The organism is Streptomyces sp. JLYT201 (genome assembly GCF_059448825.1).
On record NZ_CM182551.1, the window covers coordinates 5748759 to 5766374 of the forward strand.

Sequence of the window (17616 nt, forward strand, 5' to 3'; positions counted from 1 at the left end):
CCGGCCCGTGCGACGTGTCGGGTGGTTCGCGTTGCCCACGCCCCCCGGACGGGATGCCCCTTCATGACCCTGCACGGACTGCTGGACGCCGTCGTCAAGGACGCGGCCCTCACCGAAGCGGTGAAGGCCGCCGCAGACGGCAACCGGCACCACATCGACCTCGTCGGCCCCCCGGCCGCCCGGCCCTTCGCCGTGGCCGCCCTCGCGCGCGAGACACGGCGGACCGTGCTCGCCGTCACGGCGACCGGCCGCGAGGCCGAGGACCTGGCCGCGGCGCTGCGCACGATCCTGCCGCCGGAAGGCGTGGCCGAGTACCCCTCGTGGGAGACGCTGCCGCACGAGCGGCTGAGCCCGCGCAGCGACACCGTGGGCCGCCGCCTGGCCGTCCTGCGCCGCCTCGCGCACCCGAGCACCGACGGCGCCGACCCCGAGACGGGCCCGGTGAGCGTGATCGTGGCGCCCGTGCGCTCCGTGCTCCAGCCCCAGGTCAAGGGGTTGGGCGACCTGGAGCCCGTGGCCCTGCGCACGGGGAGTTCGGCCGACCTCGACGACGTGGTGGACGCGCTCGGCGCCGCCGCGTACTCCCGTGTGGAACTGGTGGAGAAGCGCGGCGAGTTCGCCGTGCGCGGCGGCATCCTCGACGTCTTCCCGCCCACCGAGGAGCACCCCCTGCGGGTGGAGTTCTGGGGCGACGACGTGGAGGAGATCCGCTACTTCAAGGTCGCCGACCAGCGGTCCCTGGAGGTGGCCGAGCATGGCCTGTGGGCGCCGCCGTGCCGGGAGCTGCTGCTCACCGACGACGTGCGGGCCCGCGCCCGGGAGCTCGCCGAGGCCCACCCCGAGCTGGGCGAACTGCTCGGCAAGATCGCCGAGGGCATCGCCGTCGAGGGCATGGAGTCCCTCGCCCCGGTGCTCGTGGACGACATGGAGCTGCTGCTCGACGTGCTGCCCGAGGGCGCGATGGCCGTCGTGTGCGACCCGGAGCGGGTGCGGACGCGGGCCGCCGACCTGGTGGCGACGAGCCAGGAGTTCCTCCAGGCCAGCTGGGCGGCCACGGCCGGCGGTGGCGAGGCCCCCATCGACGTGGGCGCGGCCTCGCTGTGGGGCATCGCGGACGTCCGCGACCGGGCCCGGGAGCTCGGCATGATGTGGTGGTCGGTGAGCCCGTTCGCCGCCGACGAGGTCCTGGGCGCCGACACCCTGAAGCTCGGCATGCACGCCCCGGAGACCTACCGCGGGGACACGGCGAAGGCGCTGGCCGACACCAAGGGCTGGCTGGCCGACGGCTGGCGGACGGTGTACGTCACGGAGGGCCACGGCCCGGCCGCCCGCACCGTCGAGGTGCTCGGCGGCGAGGGCATCGCGGCCCGCCTGGACACGGACCTCGCCGAGATCACCCCGTCCGTGGTGCACGTGGCCTGCGGCTCCATCGACTACGGCTTCGTCGACCAGCGGCTGCGGCTCGCCGTCCTGACGGAGACCGACCTCACCGGCCAGAAGGCCGCGGGCAAGGACGGGCAGCGCATGCCCGCCCGCCGCCGCAAGACCATCGACCCGCTCACCCTGGAGCCGGGCGACTACATCGTCCACGAGCAGCACGGCGTGGGCCGCTACATCGAGATGGTGCAGCGCACCGTCCAGGGCGCGACCCGCGAGTACCTGGTCGTGGAGTACGCCCCGGCCAAGCGCGGCCAGCCCGGCGACCGCCTGTACATCCCGACGGACCAGCTGGAGCAGATCACCAAGTACGTGGGCGGCGAGGCCCCCACGCTGCACCGGCTCGGCGGCGCCGACTGGACCAAGACCAAGGCCCGCGCGAAGAAGGCGGTCAAGGAGATCGCCGCGGACCTGATCAAGCTGTACTCGGCGCGGATGGCGGCCCCCGGCCACACCTTCGGCCCCGACACGCCCTGGCAGCGCGAGCTGGAGGACGCGTTCCCGTACGCGGAGACGCCCGACCAGCTCACGACGATCGCCGAGGTCAAGGAGGACATGGAGAAGTCGGTCCCGATGGACCGGCTGATCTGCGGCGACGTCGGCTACGGCAAGACGGAGATCGCGGTGCGCGCCGCGTTCAAGGCCGTGCAGGACGGCAAGCAGGTCGCGGTCCTCGTGCCCACGACGCTGCTCGTGCAGCAGCACTTCGGCACGTTCACCGAGCGCTACGGCCAGTTCCCCGTGAACGTACGGGCGCTCAGCCGCTTCCAGACCGACAGCGAGTCGAAGGCGACCCTGGAGGGGCTGCGCGACGGCTCGGTCGACATCGTCATCGGCACCCACCGCCTCTTCTCCTCCGAGACGAAGTTCAAGGACCTGGGCCTGGTCATCGTCGACGAGGAGCAGCGCTTCGGCGTCGAGCACAAGGAGCAGCTGAAGAAGCTGCGCGCCAACGTGGACGTCCTGACGATGTCGGCCACCCCCATTCCCCGTACGCTGGAGATGGCCGTCACCGGCATCCGCGAGATGTCGACGATCACGACGCCGCCCGAGGAGCGCCACCCGGTGCTCACCTTCGTGGGGCCGTACGAGGAGAAGCAGATCGGCGCGGCCGTCCGCCGCGAACTGCTGCGCGAGGGCCAGGTCTTCTACATCCACAACCGGGTGGAGTCCATCGACCGGGCCGCCGCCCGGCTGCGCGAGATCGTGCCGGAGGCGCGGATCGCCACCGCCCACGGCCAGATGTCCGAGCAGGCCCTGGAACAGGTCGTGGTGGACTTCTGGGAGAAGAAATTCGACGTACTCGTGTCCACGACGATCGTCGAGTCCGGCATCGACATCTCCAACGCCAACACCCTGATCGTGGAGCGCGGCGACAACTTCGGCCTGAGCCAGCTGCACCAGCTGCGCGGCCGCGTCGGCCGCGGCCGCGAGCGCGGCTACGCGTACTTCCTCTACCCGCCGGAGAAGCCGCTCACGGAGACCGCGCACGAGCGGCTCGCGACGATCGCCCAGCACACGGAGATGGGCGCGGGCATGTACGTGGCGATGAAGGACCTGGAGATCCGCGGCGCGGGCAATCTGCTCGGCGGCGAGCAGTCCGGGCACATCGCGGGCGTCGGCTTCGACCTGTACGTCCGCATGGTGGGCGAGGCCGTCGCGGACTACCGCAAGTCCCTGGAGGGCGGCGGCGCCGAGGAGGAGCCGCCGCTCGAGGTGAAGATCGAGCTGCCGGTCGACGCGCACGTCCCGCACGACTACGCGCCCGGCGAGCGGCTGCGCCTGCAGGCCTACCGCGCGATCGCCTCCGCCAACTCCGAGGAGGACGTCAAGGCCGTCCGCGAGGAGCTCACCGACCGCTACGGCAAGCTGCCGGAGCCGGTCGAGAACCTGCTGCTCGTGGCGGGCCTGCGGATGCTGGCCCGGGCCTGCGGGGTGGGCGAGATCGTGCTCCAGGGCACGAACATCCGCTTCGCTCCGGTGGAGCTGAGGGAGTCCCAGGAGCTGCGCCTGAAGCGGCTCTACCCCGGCTCGGTCATCAAGGGGGCCACGCACCAGGTGCTCGTGCCCCGGCCGAAGACCGCGAAGGTCGGCGGCAAGCCGCTGGTCGGGCGGGAACTGCTGGGCTGGGTGGGGGAGTTCCTGGCCTCGGTCCTCGGGTCGTAGCCGGGCGGCGCGCACACCTCGGGCGGGTGGCGGCGCGCGGGTCCCCGGCGGGTGGCGGCGTGTGCGCTCAGGGCGTGCACGCCGCCGCGATGGAGAGGCTGTTCTCGTACAGGTGGTGCCGGGTGATCCGGCCGTCCTCGACGGTCAGGCGCAGCGCGAACGGGCCCTCGAAGGACTTCCCGGTGGCGCGTACGGTGCCCGAAAGACGGCCCATGATCACGGCGTCCTGCCCGCTCACCAGGTAGGTGTCGACGCTGGCCCGCGCGTCCTCGGCGACGGTGTGGCTCGCCAGCTCCGCTCCCTGGGCGGCGCATTCGGCACCGGTGGAGCGCGGACGTATCCACGGCACGGCCGGGTTCTCGGCGAGCAGCCAGTCGACGTCGTCGGCGAAGATCTCGGTGAGGCGCGCGGTGTCGTTCGCGAGGCGCGCGGCGAAGAAGGCGTCGACGGTGGCGCGGGTGGCGTCCTCGACCGTGCGGGCTTCCGTGACCATGGGGGCTCCCTCGTTGACGTGACCGGCCCCTGCGCGGGGCCCGTTGACGTCCTTGAGGCTGCCAGGGCGTGCGGCGGCGCGCGATTACCTCCGAGGTAGCGCCCCGAAGGGGCGCGGGGCTGTGCCGATGTGCGGCTCCGCCGCGGGCGCGACCAGCCACCACGAACCCGCAGGTTGCGGACGGCCCAACCCGGCAATGCAAGTACGGTGGGGACCGTTCCACGGGAGGGAAATTCGTGAGGTTCGGAGTCACGGGGCGGCGCGCGGCCGCTCACGCCGTCGTACTGGTGGTCGCCCTCGGCGGTCTGGCCGCCTGCGACAAGGACGAGAAGGACGGGGCGGGGAAGGGCGGCGCGCCCGGCGGGCGTGCGGGCTCCGCGCTCGCCGCCGTGGACTCACTGACCGTCAAGGGCCGCGCCCCCAAGACCGGTTACGAGCGCGCGCGCTTCGGCAGCGCCTGGGCCGACACCGACTCCAACGGCTGCGGCACCCGCGACGACATACTCAAGCGGGACCTGAAGGACGTGAAGTTCCGGGGCGGCGGCTGCGTGGTCACCGCGGGGAAGCTCGCGCCCGACCCGTACACCGGCAAGGACGTGACGTTCACGCGCGGCCGCAGCCGCGTCGACATCGACCACGTCGTGGCGCTCTCCGACGCCTGGCAGAAGGGCGCCCAGCGCTGGGACGCGAGCAAGCGCATCGCCCTGGCCAACGACCCCCTGAACCTGCTCGCCGTCGACGCGGGCCCCAACCGCGGCAAGGGCGACGGCGACACCGCGACGTGGCTGCCGCCGGACAAGGGCTTCCGGTGCACGTACGTGGCCCGGCAGGTGGCCGTGAAGAAGAAGTACGAGCTGTCGGTGACGCGCGCCGAGCGCGATGCGATGCGCAAGGTCCTGTCGGGCTGCCCGCAGGAGAAGCTGCCCGGCGGCGGCAGCCCGACCCGGGCCCCGGAGCGCTTCCGGGCGCGGTGACGCGCACGTGGCGGGCTCGGTGACGCGCAGTGATGGTGATGCGCGTTCATGGTGACGCGCGTTCATGGTGACGCGCACTTATTCGGTGGGCGGACCGGGCCCGCGCCGCTAGCGTGCTGCGCGTGGACTTGACGATCACTACCCTCGCCGAGCGGCCCGGCCTCGCCGGGCCGATGTGGGCCATGGACGACTCCTGGGCCGAGTTCGTGGGCCACGACCTCATCGCCCGGTCGCACATGAGCCTGATCCCCGACGAGTTCCCGGAGTACGTCCTGCTGGCCACGGACGGTCAGGAGCGGGTGGTGGCGCGGGCGTTCAGCGTGCCCTTCGCGCTGCGCTCCGAGGAGCGGGGCGGCGACCGCGCCGAACTGCCGGACGGGGGCTGGGACCAGGTCCTTGTCTGGGCGTTCGACGACCGGTACTGCGGCGTGGAGCCGGACACGGTCAGCGCGATCGAGGTCGCCGTCGACCCCGCGCGCCAAGGGCACGGCCTCTCCGGCCGGATGCTGGCCGCCATGCGGGAGAACGCGCGCGCCCGCGGCTTCGCGGAGGTCGTCGCGCCGGTGCGGCCCAACGCCAAGCACCAGGAGCCCGCGACGCCGATCGAGGAGTACGCGTGGCGCACCCGCGACGACGGCCTGCCGTACGACCCCTGGCTGCGCGTCCACGTCCGCGTGGGCGGCGTCATTGCGAAGGTGGCGCCGGTGTCGATGACGGTGTCGGGTTCGCTCGCGCAGTGGCGGGAGTGGACGGGCCTGCCGTTCGACGGGTCCGGCGGGGAGCGCCTCGTCGAGGTGCCGGGTGCGCTCGTGCCGGTGCACCGCATGCCGGAGCACGGCTGCGCGGTCTACGTCGAGCCGAACGTGTGGGTGCGGCACGCCCTGTGACAGGGGTGCCGCACGGCCCGGCGGAGGTCCGCCGGGCGGGCCGGGCGGGTGTCCGCCGGGCAGGTCCGCCGGGTGTCGACCGGCCGGGCCCTGCGGGTGTCAGCCGTCCAGCTTGTCGAGGTCGAGCACGTCGCCCTTCGGCGGGGTCGCCTTCACGGGCTTGTCGAAGTCGGTGAAGACGATCGTGTCCCGCTTCTTGCCCTTGCCGGGGTCGTTGACCGCCTTCAGGAGGTACGGCTTGCCCTCGGTGGCCACGTAGAGCGTCGCCCGCCCCTCGCCGTCGGTCTCGTGCAGGGTGATCGCCGGGATGCCGTCGACCGTGGTGGCCTTGCCCTTGCGCGCCGCCGACCGGGTGTCCTTGAAGTCGGCGAGGACCGTCTTCAGGTCGCAGAACTGGTCGAAGTCCTTCTGGTCGGACTTCGTCGTGGTGGTCTTCACCCAGCGGTCCGCCATCATGTCGATCGACGCCTGGACGTCGGCCTTCGGCTCGCCCTTCATCTCGGAGCGCAGGAAGGCGGCGTCGTTGCGCATGTACACCGTGCGGCCCGTGCCGATCAGGTCGACCGAGCCCTCGCCGCCGGTGCCGATGGTGCCGACGCAGCTCCCCTTGGTGTCGAGCGCGAGGTCGATGGAGCCCGGGCCGCCGCCCTCCGACATGGACCCCTTCATACGGACCGAGGACGCGCCGGACGTCGCCTTCATGGCCTTGTCGACGATCTGGGGACCCGAGAGGTCCGCGAACGGGTCCTTCTTCTGCGCGGCCGCCGGCTTCTTGGTGTCGTCGGACTTGTCGCCCCCACAGGCCGTGAGCGTGACGGTCGCGGCGGTGGCGAGGCAGAGCGCGGCGAAGGCGGTGCGGCGCGAGTAGGCGTGCATGGAGAGTCCCCCCAGGGAGTTCGTGTTCAGCTCGGACATCAGACCAGATGCTTGTGAACCGAGTCAACACCGTTCACGGTCGACGGGTCGTTAACGGTCGTGAAAGGGGTTCGCCCGACTCGCCTGGGTAGGCTCGGCGTCACAGGCGGTGGGCGATGACCGACGCGCACCGCGGGCGGGACCGATAGGACGAGGGGCGGACCAGTGGGGACCAGCGGGCCGACGCGGCCGGGCGGGAGCACGGGGGACGGGGCGTACGACGCGACACGTGACGCGACACGTGACGCGGCGCGCGCAGCGAGCTACGACGCGGCGTACGACACAGGCGGGGCGGCCGGGCCGGGTGTCACCGAGGTGACCGCCGCCGGGATCGCCCGCCTCGCCGGGGTCGGCCGCGCCGCCGTCAGCAACTGGCGCCGCCGCCACGCCGACTTCCCCAGGCCCGTCGGCGGCACCGACACCAGCCCCTCCTTCGCGCTCGCCGAGGTCGAGCGGTGGCTGCGCGGCCAGGGCAAGCTCTCCGAAGTGCCGCTGCGCGAACGGGTCTGGCAGCAGCTCGCGGGCCACCCCGCGGGCCCCGTCACCGCCCTGCTGCACGCGGGCTGCGGCCTGCTCCTCGTGCACGACCGGCACACCGACTGGCTGCGCCTGAGCGCGGTGTCCGACGCGCACCTGGCGCGCGGGCTCCCGGACGCCCTGGACGCCGTGCTCACGCCGCGGTTCGGCAAGCCGCGGCGCACCCGCGCGGTGCCCGTCCCCGCGACGCCCGACCTCCTGCCGTCCGTCCCGCTGCTGCGCTCCGCCGCCGAACTCGCCGCCGAACTCGGCGCGCACAAGGCGTACGAGTTCCTGCTCGGCCGCCACCTCGACGCCAACCCCCGGCAGTACACGCTCACCCCCCAGGGCCCCGCCGAGCTCATGGCCGAACTCGCCGGGCCCGCCCGCAGCGTGCTCGACCCGGCCTGCGGCACCGGCGCCCTGCTGCGGGCCGCCGCCGGCGCCCCCGGCCAGCAGCTCTACGGCCAGGACAGCGCCGCCGACCTCGCGGCGCTCACCGCGCTGCGCCTGGCCCTCGGCTCCGACGCCCCGGCCACCGTGCGCACCGCCGCCGCCGACACCCTGCGCGCCGACGCCCACCCGGACCTCGCCGTCGACGCCGTCCTGTGCCACCCGCCGTTCAACGACCGCAACTGGGGCCACGACGAGCTGTCCTACGACGCCCGCTGGGAGTACGGACTGCCGGCGCGCACCGAGTCCGAACTCGCCTGGGTGCAGCACGCCCTCGCCCGGCTGCGCGACGGCGGCACCGCCGTCCTGCTGATGCCGCCCGCCGCCGCGTCCCGCCGCTCGGGGCGCCGCATCCGCGCCGACCTGCTGCGCCGCGGTGCCCTGCGCGCCGTGATCGCGCTGCCGCCGGGCGCGGCACCCCCGTACAACCTGCCGCTGCACGTCTGGGTCCTGCGCAGGCCGGGCCCCGGCGTGCCCGCCGCCCCCGAGGCCCTCCTCGTCGAGGCGGCCGGGGCCACGGCCGGCGCCGACGGCAGGCACCCCGACCCCCGGCACCCCGAGTCCCGCCACACCGACGGGCGCGACCCGCGCGCCTGGCCGCCGGTGCAGGACGCGGTACTCGACGCCTACCGCCGCTTCGAGCGGCACGGCACCCTCGCCGAGATCCCCGGCTTCGCCCTGTCCGTGCCCGTGCTCGACCTCCTCGACGACGAGGTCGACCTGGCGCCCGCGCGCCGCCTGCCGCCCCGGGCCGCGGGCGGCGGCGCGACGGAGCTGCGCGCGGTCCGCGACCGGCTCGGCGAGACCCTGCGCCTGACCGCCGAACTCACCCCGCCGCAGGCCGCCCCCGGCACCCCCGACACGGCCCGCTGGCCGCTCACCACCGTCGGCGAACTGGCCCGCGCGGGCCACCTGGTGCTCCACACCGGCGGCGTCGGCGGCGCCCCCGGGGTGCCCGTCCTCACCGACCACGACGTGCTCACCGGCGCGCCGCCCGCCGTCCCGGCCGCGCCCCACGACGACACCTCCCTGCCCGAGCGGCCGGAGCGGCCCGTGCTCACCGAGCCCGGCGACGTCGTCGTGCCCGTCTCCGGCACCGCCGCCGCCCGCGTCGTCGACGAGACCACCGCGGGCGCCGCCCTCGGCCGCGGCCTCGCCCTGCTGCGCCCCGACCCGGCGGCGCTCGACCCCTGGTTCCTCGCCGGGTTCCTGCGCGGCACGGCCAACACCCGCCAGGCCAGCAGCTACGCCTCCACCTCCGCCCGGCTCGACGTGCGCCGCCTCCAGCTGCCCCGCCTCCCGCCGGAGCGCCAGCGCGGCTACGGCGAGCGGTTCCGGGCGCTCGCCGCCTTCGAGGACGCGCTGCGGCTCGCGGGCCGCCTGGGTGAGCAACTGGTGCGCGGGATGTACGACGGGCTCACCGACGGCACGGTCGCGCCGGACGAGCCCGACCCGTCCCCGTGACCCGCCGTACGACCGGCCCCGCGGCCGCCCCCTGACCGACCCCACGCCCGGCCCCGCGACCGGCAGCACCCGCGCCACGCGCACCAGGAGTACCGGGAGCACCGGACCGCCACGTACCGCGTGATCAGTACGACAACGGTTCGGTACAACCCGATTCGGGTCCGCGGAGTCGGCCTATACGCTCGAATCCTCAACCGTCCGTCTCGTCAGGTAACCAGGAGCAGCCATGCACGGCCACGGCTATGCGCCGCCGCCCCCGCCGGCCCCGGGGCCCCCGTCGGCGGGTTCGCCCGTGACGCTGCGCGTGCTGTTCGTCGTGCTCGCCGCCCTGACGTGCGGCCTGCTGGCGTGGGCCGCGATGCTCCGGCTCGCGCTCGTCACGCGCGCGGTCCGCGACTGGGTGCTCTTCGTGGCCGTCGTCGCCCTCGACGTGCTCGCCGTCGTGCTCATCGGCGTCGACAAGGGCGACGAGGAGTTCACCGGGCCCGGCAACACGGGCATGACCATCCTCGTCGCCACCCTGGTGCCCGTGATCGCCTACTACCTGACCATGGACATCCGCCACCACGCACGGCTCGCCCGCGCCCAGGCCCCGTACCAGCAGACGCAGTTCCCGGGCTACCCCCCGCAGCCGTCCCCGCCCTCGTACGGCTACCCGACGCAGCACACGCCCGTCCCCGCGCCCGCGCCGCCGCCGACCCCGCCGGGCCGTCAGCCGCCCGCCCGCATCGACCAGGTCCGCGCCGAGCTCGACGAGCTGAGCGACTATCTGCGCAAGCAGGAAGGCGGCAGCTGACCGTGGCATCCGGGACCGACCGACGCGTCGTCGCCGGGCGCTACGAGCTGGCCACCCTCATCGGCCAGGGCGGCATGGGCCAGGTCTGGACGGCGTACGACCAGCGCCTGGACCGCCGCGTCGCGGTCAAGCTGCTCCGCCCGGACAAGGTCGCGGGCGCCGAGGCCGACGAGCTGCGCCGCCGCTTCATCCGCGAGTGCCGCGTCACCGCGCAGGTCGACCACCCCGGCCTGGTCACCGTGCACGACGCGGGCAGCGACGGTGACGACCTCTACCTCGTCATGCAGTACGTCGACGGCGCCGACCTCGGCGACCACCTCGCCGAGCACGCGCCCTACCCCTGGCAGTGGGCCGTCGCCGTCGCCGCCCAGCTGTGCGCCGTGCTCTCCGCGGTGCACGCCGTGCCGATCGTGCACCGCGACCTCAAGCCGCGGAACGTGATGGTCCGCCAGGACGGCACGCTCACCATCCTCGACCTCGGCATCGCCTCGGTCATGGACACCGACACCACCCGCCTCACCCACACCGGCTCCCCGATCGGCAGCCCCTCGTACATGGCGCCGGAGCAGGCCATGGGCGGCGCCGTCGGCCCGTACACCGACCTGTACGCGCTCGGCGTGCTGCTCCACGAACTCCTCAGCGGCGACGTGCCGTTCTCCGGCTCGACCGCCCTCGGCGTGCTGCACCGGCACCTGTACGAGCCGCCGCTGCCGGTGCGCAGGCTGCGCCCCGAGGTCCCCGAGTCCGTCGAGTCCCTGGTCCTGCGGCTGCTCGCCAAGGACCCCCAGCACCGGCCCGCGAGCGCCCAGGACGTCTACGAGGAGCTGGTGCCGCTGCTGCCCGCGCGCTCCGCGCCGTCCGGCCGCCCGCTCGACCCGACCCGCCCCTTCCTGCGCCCGCACGCGCCCTGGCCCGACCGGGCCGCGACCCCCGCCGCCACGCCCCAGGCCCAGCCGCCCCGGCCCGGCCACGGCCAGGACGTCGCCCGCGCCGTCGACGAGGTCAAGCGGCTGCTCGGCGAGGGCCGCATCACCCAGGCCGTCGACGTCCTCGGCTCGATCCTGCCGGCCGCCGCCGCCCAGCACGGCGAGCACTCGCCCGTCGTCCGCACCCTGCGCAAGCAGTACGCGGCCACGCTGATGGACGACGGCCAGTACCGCCGCGCCCTCCCCGAGCTGCGCCGCCTCGCCGACCAGCGCGCCGCCGAGTCCGGCCACGCCGACCCGCAGTCCCTCCAGTTCCGCTACGAGGCCGCCCAGTGCCTGGAGCAGCTCGGCGAACCCGCCGCGGCCCTGGCCGAGTACCGCGCCCTGCTCCCTTACTACGAGAACCAGTACGCGACCGACGACATCCGCCAGTCCCTGGAGATCCGCCGCCGCATCGGCCACCTCCTGCTGGCCCTCGGCGACCGCTCGGCGGCCCACGACACGCTGGCCCGCCTCGTCCTGGACGCGGAGCGCGTCCACGGCGTCGGGCACCCCTTCCCCGCGGAGATCCGCCGAACCCTCCAGTGGCTGGGGCAAGTGCGCGGATAGGGCGGATTCCGGGCGCCGGGGGTGCCCCAACTCCCGGTGAGTCGTTGGTGGTGGCGCGTCCCCCTGAACGAACCGGACGAGTTCTGGGGGAAGGGTGGCCGAGACGACCACCGCTGCCTACCATCGATCACCGCAAGACTTTGTGCAGCGAAGCACAATCTCTCCACCGGGAGGCCAACTTGCACCGCCGCCGTCGCACCGCGCTCCTCCTCTCCGCCGCGGCCGTCGCCGCTGCCCCGCTCCTCACCGCCTGCGGCAGTGACGCGCGCCCCGGCGCCGCGGCCGTCGTGGGCGACGACCGCATCACGGTGGCGCAGCTCGAACACCGGGTGAACGAGGTGCGTTCCGCGCAGCGCGCCGCCGTCCCCGACGACCGGCAGTACGAGCAGGTCATCGCCAAGACCGGCAGCCTCACCCGCAACACGCTGCACACGATGGTCCTCGACCGGGTCCTGCACCGCGCCGCGCGCGACGCCGGGGTGAGCGTCACCCGCAAGGAGATCCAGACCACCCGCGCCGAGATGGCGGAACAGGCGGGCGGCCGCAAGGCCCTGGAGGCGGGCTGGCTCCAGCAGTACAGCATCGCGCCCAAGCGCCTCGACGACAGCATCCGCACGGAGATCGAGGCCCGGAAGCTGTCGGCGAAGCTCGGCGCCGACATGACGTCCAAGGAGGGCCAGGACACCTTCTGGGCCGCCCTGTCCAAGGCCTCCAAGAAGCTCGACGTCGATGTGAACCCGCGCTACGGCACGTGGGACACCACCCAGAACAAGCGGATCGACACGAAGACGCCTTGGCTCCGCGAAGCAGCGGCCTGACCTCACGTGCGGCGGCGCCCCGCATCGCGCTGGCGCGCTCGTCCTCAAACGCCGGACGGGCTGAATCTGTCCGGCGGGCGGCAGCCGAGATCTTCTAGCCCGTCCGGCGTTCGAGGAGGCGTACCGCGAGGGCCGCCCGCTGTCGGAGGCGTGGGTTACGTTCGAGCGGTGAACGAAACCCCGGCGGGGCGCGTCGTCCTGCTCACCACCAGCCACCGCGTAGCCCCCGGCCTCCTGTCCTGGCCCGCCTGGCAGGCCCTGCACGGCGCCGACGACGTGCTGTGCGCCGACGCCGCCCATCCGCAGCTGCCGTATCTGCGCGAGGCGGGCGTCGACGTCAAGCAGGCCGCGCCCACCGCCGAGGAACTGGTGCGCGCCTGCGCGGGCGGCCGCACCGTCCTGGTCCTGGCCACGGCCGAGGGCGACCGCCCGCTGACGGACGGCCTGGCCCGCCTCGCGGGCTCCGGCCGCCACGCCATGCCGGACCTGGAACTGCTCCCCGGCTCCTACGACCTGCCGGGCGCCCGCCTCCTCGACCTCGTCCAGGTCATGGACCGCATCCGGGCCGAGTGCCCGTGGTCGTCGCGCCAGACCCACCGCAGCCTCGCGAAGTACGGCATCGAGGAGGCGTACGAACTGGTGGAGGCGATCGAGGACGGCGACCGCACGGAGCTCCGCGAGGAGCTGGGCGACGTCCTGCTCCAGGTCGTCTTCCACGCGCGCATCGCGGAGGAGGACGAGGAGGAGCCGTTCTCCGTGGACGACGTGGCGGGCACCATCGTCGACAAGCTCGTCCACCGCCACCCCCACGTCTTCGGCGACGACACGGCCTCGACGCCCGAGGAGGTCAAGGCGCACTGGCTGCGCACCAAGGCGGTGGAGAAGCAGCGCGACTCCGTGACGGAGGGCATCCCCCTCGGCCAGCCCGGCCTCGCCCTGGCCGCCAAGCTCGCCTCGCGCGCCCGCACGGCCGCCCTGGACGTCCCGCTGCCGACGGGCGAGGGCATCGGCTACGAACTCCTGGCGATGGCCGTCCGCGCGGAGTCCACCGGGGTGGACCCCGAGGCAGCACTCCGGGCAGCGGCCCGCGCCTACCGCGACGCGATCCGCACGGCGGAGACGGCGTAACCCTCGCGGGGCGCCCCTGACCCGCCCCTTCCCGCTTCCTGGGGGCTCCGCCCCCAGACCCCCGCTCCTCAATCGCCGGAGGGGCTGAAACACAGCCGCAAGCGGCACCGTCCAGCCCGTCCGGCGTTTGAGGACGAGGCGCGGAGCGCCGATAAGGGCAGGGGCACGGGGGCGGCAGCCCCCGGATCGGGAAGGGGCGGGCCTGGGGCGCCCCGCGAGGGACGGGCGGCTACCGTCGACCGCATGCACGACAACCCCCCCGTCCCCCCGGAGCCCGAGCTCTTCACCTGGGAGTTCGCCAGCGACCCCTACCCCGCCTACGCCTGGCTCCGCGAGCACGCCCCGGTGACCAGGCGGCGCCTGCCGAGCGGCGTCGAGGCCTGGCTGGTCACCCGCTACGCGGACGCGCGCCAGGCCCTGGCCGACCAGCGGCTCAGCAAGAACCCGGCCCACCACGACGAGCCCGCGCACGCCAAGGGCAAGACCGGCATCCCGGGCGAGCGCAAGGCCGAGCTGATGACGCATCTGCTGAACATCGACCCGCCGGACCACACCCGGCTGCGTCGCCTGGTGTCGAAGGCGTTCACACCGCGTCGCGTGGCGGAGTTCGAGTCCCGGGTGCAGGAGCTGACGGACCAGCTCATCGACGGGTTCGCGGAGCGGGGCGAGGCCGACCTCATCCACGAGTTCGCGTTCCCGCTGCCGATCTACGCCATCTGCGACATGCTCGGCGTACCGCGCGAGGACCAGGACGACTTCCGGGACTGGGCCGGGATGATGATCCGGCACGGCGGGGGCCCGCGCGGCGGCGTGGCGCGCTCGGTGAAGAAGATGCGCGGCTACCTCGCCGAGCTCATCCACCGCAAGCGGGAGTCCCTCGCGGACGAGGGCGACGACGACCTGATCTCCGGGCTCATCCGCGCCTCCGACCACGGCGAGCACCTCACCGAGAACGAGGCCGCGGCGATGGCCTTCATCCTCCTCTTCGCCGGCTTCGAGACGACCGTGAACCTCATCGGGAACGGTACGTACGCCCTGCTCACCCACCCCGAGCAGCGGGCCCTCCTGGAGCGCTCCCTGGCCGCGGGCGACACCGGTCTCCTCGCCACGGGCCTGGAGGAACTCCTGCGCTACGACGGGCCCGTGGAGCTGGCCACCTGGCGGTTCGCCACCGAGCCGCTGCGCATCGGCGGCCAGGACATCGCCACGGGCGACCCGGTGCTCGTCGTGCTCGCCGCCGCCGACCGCGACCCCGACCGCTTCGCCGAGCCCGACCGCCTCGACCTCTCCCGCCGCGACAACCAGCACCTCGGCTACGGCCACGGCATCCACTACTGCCTCGGCGCCCCGCTCGCCCGCCTGGAGGGGCAGACCGCCCTCGCCACCCTGCTGCGCCGCCTGCCCGACCTGCAACTGGCCGCGGCCCCTGAGGAGTTGAGGTGGCGCGGGGGGCTCATCATGCGGGGCCTCAGGACGTTGCCGGTGCGTTTCACACCCGCCCCGCGGGTCACTCGTGCTGATGGGCCGTCAACAATGTGACTTTCGCGTGATCTCGGCTGAACCGACTTGTGACTGGCGTTCGAGTGCCGCTACGTTCACGACGGCCCGGCACCCGCGCGCTCGCGCGCTCGCGCCGCGCCCGACCTGTCGTCCACGAAAGGCACCTGCATGCTCTCCGGCCAAGGCCGTCACCGTCGCCCCCGCCAGGTCCCGGCGATCCTCGTCACGGCGGGCGTCACCGGATCCGCCATCGCCATCCCGCTCCTCGGTGCGTCGAGCGCGAGCGCGGCGGACGCCGAGACGTGGGACAAGGTCGCGGAGTGCGAGAGCGGCGGCGCGTGGAGCGCCAAGGGCAGCGGCTACTACGGCGGCCTCCAGCTCACCCAGGACACCTGGGAGCGGTACGGCGGCCTGTCCTACGCGCCGAGCGCCGACCAGGCGAGCCGCTCCCAGCAGATCCACGTCGCCGAGAACGTGCTCGCCGACCGGGGCCCCGACGCCTGGCCGAACTGCGCCCCGGCCGCCGGCCTGACGAAGGGCGGCGAGGCCGCCGACGTCGACCCGGGCCTGCCGACGTCCCCGCCGCGCCCCGCGGACTCCGAGGGGTCCGCGACGTCCGGCAAGGACGAGGGCAAGGAGAAGGACAAGGACAAGAAGGGCGCGGGCGAGGAGAAGGACGCGAAGGGCGAGCGCGCGGGCGCCGCCACGGACGCGGACGGCTCCGGGAAGGCCGAGAGGCCCGGCGGTTCCGCCGGCGCGCGAGACAAGAGTCACGAAGCGGACAGCCGGGACGGCGGCGCCGACCGCGCCGAGGCGGGCGAGAAGAGCGACGGGCGCGGCGGCAAGCACCGCAAGCCCGCCGCCGACGGCTCCGACAAGTCCGGTGCGCACGACAGCGCTTCGCCGCGGGAGTCCGACAGCGCCGGGCCCGGCTCGGACGACGCGTCCCGGGACGGCACCTCCGGCCGCCACCGCGGCGACCGCGCCGACGAGAACGCCCCGTCCGGCGACACCGGCCCCGGGCGCCACGCCTCGCGCGGCGACGCGCGGGACGTCCCCGCCGCCGGGCGCGCCGCGGGCACGTACACGGTCCGCTCCGGCGACAACCTCTCGGCGATCGCCGACAGCCACGACCTTGACGGCGGCTGGACGGATCTGTACGCGGGCAACAAGAAGACCGTCGGCTCCGACCCGGACCTCATCCTCCCCGGTCAGCGGCTCGAACTGGGGGCCGAGGACAAGGAAGTGACGGAGGGGAAGCCGGGCGGGAAGTAGGCCGAAAGCCCGGCAGTTCGCGATGAATGTCCGGTTTAAAGACGGTGAGAGGCAAGTGAGAGATGGGTCTCAGAAGCCCTGATCGTCTTTGAAATTCGGCTGATTGCCTGACTACGGTCATGACCGCTCGCCACAGCGGGCCCCGCCGGTCGGTACGCCGAATCCTGCCAACGGCCGGACGGGAACAGTCGTCGCTTCGAGCGCCGAAGGCAGGAGCGGGGGACCCAAGGTAAGTGCCGGGCCCGGACGTTGAGCGGTCGCCAGACCGCGGGACGTACGGACACGGCTAGGGGTGAAGTCGCGCGCTAGGACGTGCGGCCGGGCACTCACCCGCCCGAACCCGACAGCTCACCTCGCAGGCGTCGGTGAGGGGATCACTTCATGCTGCGTTCCGGCAAGGGCAAGCACCGTCGTCCGACCAAGCTCGACAAGGCCACCCGCGCCGCCACCGTCGTCGGTGTCACCGGTGCCGCTGTCGCCGCCCCGCTGATGGCGGCCGGCACGGCCAACGCCGCCACTCCCGCCGAGTGGGACCGCGTCGCCGCGTGCGAGTCCGGCGGCAACTGGTCCATCAACACCGGCAACGGCTACTACGGCGGCGTCCAGTTCTCCGCCTCCACCTGGGCGGCGTACGGCGGCACCAAGTACGCGCCGACCGCCGACAAGGCCTCCAAGGCCCAGCAGATCGAGATCGCCGAGAAGGTCCTCGCGGGCCAGGGCAAGGGCGCGTGGCCGAAGTGCGGCGTGGGCCTGTCCGGCTCCCCGTACACCGGCGGCGGCTCCTCCGGCGGTGGCCAGCAGCAGCCGCAGCAGCAGAACAAGCCGCGGCCGCAGCAGCAGGCCCAGCCGCAGCAGCAGGCCGCTCCCAAGCCGCAGCCGCAGCCGCAGCACCAGCCGCAGCAGGCCGCCCCGCAGGTCGAGAAGAAGACCGTCCAGACCCCGACCGGCAAGGTCGTGAAGAAGGGCGACGGCGAGTACAAGGTCGAGTCCGGCGACACCCTGTCCAAGATCGCCCAGGAGCACGACGTCAAGGGCGGCTGGCAGAAGCTGTACCAGCTGAACGACGACATCGTCTCCGACGCCGACTTCATCTACCCGGGCCAGCAGCTGCACCTCAGCTGACCCGCCCCGGCCCCGGCAGCGCCCGGAGCCGCCCCGTCCCCATGGGCTACCGCCCCGGTGCGCGTCCCCCCGCCGCACCGGGGCGGTACCTTTTTGTCCGGTAGTTTGTTTGCTGAGGGAACTATCCGCGTTCGGTC

The 17616-nt window shown here is 73.8% G+C and carries 13 protein-coding genes and 1 riboswitch; of the genes, 11 read left to right on the top strand and 2 right to left on the bottom strand.

The window, feature by feature from the left end; translation table 11 throughout:
• Nucleotides 1-63: 63 nt before the first annotated feature.
• The gene (gene mfd / locus AC5WAM_RS24125) at nt 64-3603 is read left to right on the top strand and encodes a transcription-repair coupling factor (RefSeq protein WP_495518778.1); all 3540 of its coding nucleotides are present in this window, start codon (nt 64-66) and stop codon (nt 3601-3603) included.
• Nucleotides 3604-3670: 67 nt separating this feature from the next.
• Here mfd and AC5WAM_RS24130 read toward each other — a convergent pair whose 3' ends face one another.
• On the bottom strand, nt 3671-4096 hold the full coding sequence (locus AC5WAM_RS24130; protein WP_495518779.1) for a nuclear transport factor 2 family protein: 426 nt from the start codon (nt 4094-4096) through the stop codon (nt 3671-3673).
• A 236-nt stretch (nt 4097-4332) separates the two neighbouring features.
• Between AC5WAM_RS24130 and AC5WAM_RS24135 the strand changes: the two genes are divergently transcribed.
• Nucleotides 4333-5070 (top strand): HNH endonuclease family protein, encoded by a 738-nt coding sequence (locus tag AC5WAM_RS24135; RefSeq protein ID WP_495518780.1) that lies wholly within the window; start codon nt 4333-4335, stop codon nt 5068-5070.
• Between the two features lie 122 nt (nt 5071-5192).
• Nucleotides 5193-5957: an N-acetyltransferase gene (locus AC5WAM_RS24140; protein WP_495518781.1), complete on the top strand. Its 765-nt coding sequence runs from the start codon at nt 5193-5195 to the stop codon at nt 5955-5957.
• A gap of 99 nt (nt 5958-6056) precedes the next feature.
• Here the strand turns inward: AC5WAM_RS24140 and AC5WAM_RS24145 are convergent, their stop codons facing one another.
• Nucleotides 6057-6872, bottom strand: a complete 816-nt coding sequence (locus AC5WAM_RS24145) for a hypothetical protein (RefSeq protein ID WP_495518782.1) — start codon at nt 6870-6872, stop codon at nt 6057-6059.
• A 315-nt stretch (nt 6873-7187) separates the two neighbouring features.
• Between AC5WAM_RS24145 and AC5WAM_RS24150 the strand changes: the two genes are divergently transcribed.
• The 8 genes from AC5WAM_RS24150 to AC5WAM_RS24185 all read left to right on the top strand — a co-directional run bounded on the left by AC5WAM_RS24150 (nt 7188) and on the right by AC5WAM_RS24185 (nt 17479).
• Entirely contained in the window at nt 7188-9305 is a 2118-nt protein-coding gene (locus AC5WAM_RS24150; protein ID WP_495523643.1) for an N-6 DNA methylase, read from the top strand.
• Nucleotides 9306-9597: 292 nt separating this feature from the next.
• Nucleotides 9598-10101: a hypothetical protein gene (locus AC5WAM_RS24155; RefSeq protein WP_495518783.1), complete on the top strand. Its 504-nt coding sequence runs from the start codon at nt 9598-9600 to the stop codon at nt 10099-10101.
• Complete coding sequence (locus tag AC5WAM_RS24160) at nt 10098-11636, top strand: serine/threonine-protein kinase (RefSeq protein WP_138966599.1); 1539 nt, start codon at nt 10098-10100, stop codon at nt 11634-11636. Before AC5WAM_RS24155 ends, AC5WAM_RS24160 begins: the two co-directional genes overlap by 4 nt.
• Nucleotides 11637-11815: 179 nt before the next feature.
• Entirely contained in the window at nt 11816-12454 is a 639-nt protein-coding gene (locus AC5WAM_RS24165) for a SurA N-terminal domain-containing protein (protein ID WP_495518784.1), read from the top strand.
• Nucleotides 12455-12604: 150 nt separating this feature from the next.
• A complete protein-coding gene (locus AC5WAM_RS24170) occupies nt 12605-13582 on the top strand; it encodes a nucleoside triphosphate pyrophosphohydrolase (protein ID WP_495518785.1) in 978 nt (325 codons plus the stop codon).
• A 243-nt stretch (nt 13583-13825) separates the two neighbouring features.
• Nucleotides 13826-15121, top strand: coding sequence for a cytochrome P450 family protein (locus AC5WAM_RS24175; protein ID WP_366791522.1), 1296 nt, complete (start codon nt 13826-13828; stop codon nt 15119-15121).
• Nucleotides 15122-15250: 129 nt separating this feature from the next.
• Nucleotides 15251-16357, top strand: coding sequence for a LysM peptidoglycan-binding domain-containing protein (locus AC5WAM_RS24180; RefSeq protein WP_495518786.1), 1107 nt, complete (start codon nt 15251-15253; stop codon nt 16355-16357).
• A 191-nt stretch (nt 16358-16548) separates the two neighbouring features.
• Nucleotides 16549-16734, top strand: a riboswitch (cyclic di-AMP (ydaO/yuaA leader).
• A gap of 4 nt (nt 16735-16738) precedes the next feature.
• Entirely contained in the window at nt 16739-17479 is a 741-nt protein-coding gene (locus AC5WAM_RS24185; protein WP_366791520.1) for a transglycosylase family protein, read from the top strand.
• Nucleotides 17480-17616: the final 137 nt, after the last annotated feature.

What these genes read in the sequence shown, in the direction of transcription:
- AC5WAM_RS24185 (WP_366791520.1), top strand. Translation starts at nt 16,739, where the DNA reads ATGCTGCGTTCCGGCAAGGGCAAGCACCGTCGTCCGACCAAGCTCGAC.
- AC5WAM_RS24130 (WP_495518779.1), bottom strand. Translation starts at nt 4,096, where the DNA reads ATGGTCACGGAAGCCCGCACGGTCGAGGACGCCACCCGCGCCACCGTC.
- AC5WAM_RS24175 (WP_366791522.1), top strand. Translation starts at nt 13,826, where the DNA reads ATGCACGACAACCCCCCCGTCCCCCCGGAGCCCGAGCTCTTCACCTGG.
- mfd (WP_495518778.1), top strand. Translation starts at nt 64, where the DNA reads ATGACCCTGCACGGACTGCTGGACGCCGTCGTCAAGGACGCGGCCCTC.
- AC5WAM_RS24180 (WP_495518786.1), top strand. Translation starts at nt 15,251, where the DNA reads ATGCTCTCCGGCCAAGGCCGTCACCGTCGCCCCCGCCAGGTCCCGGCG.
- AC5WAM_RS24145 (WP_495518782.1), bottom strand. Translation starts at nt 6,872, where the DNA reads ATGTCCGAGCTGAACACGAACTCCCTGGGGGGACTCTCCATGCACGCC.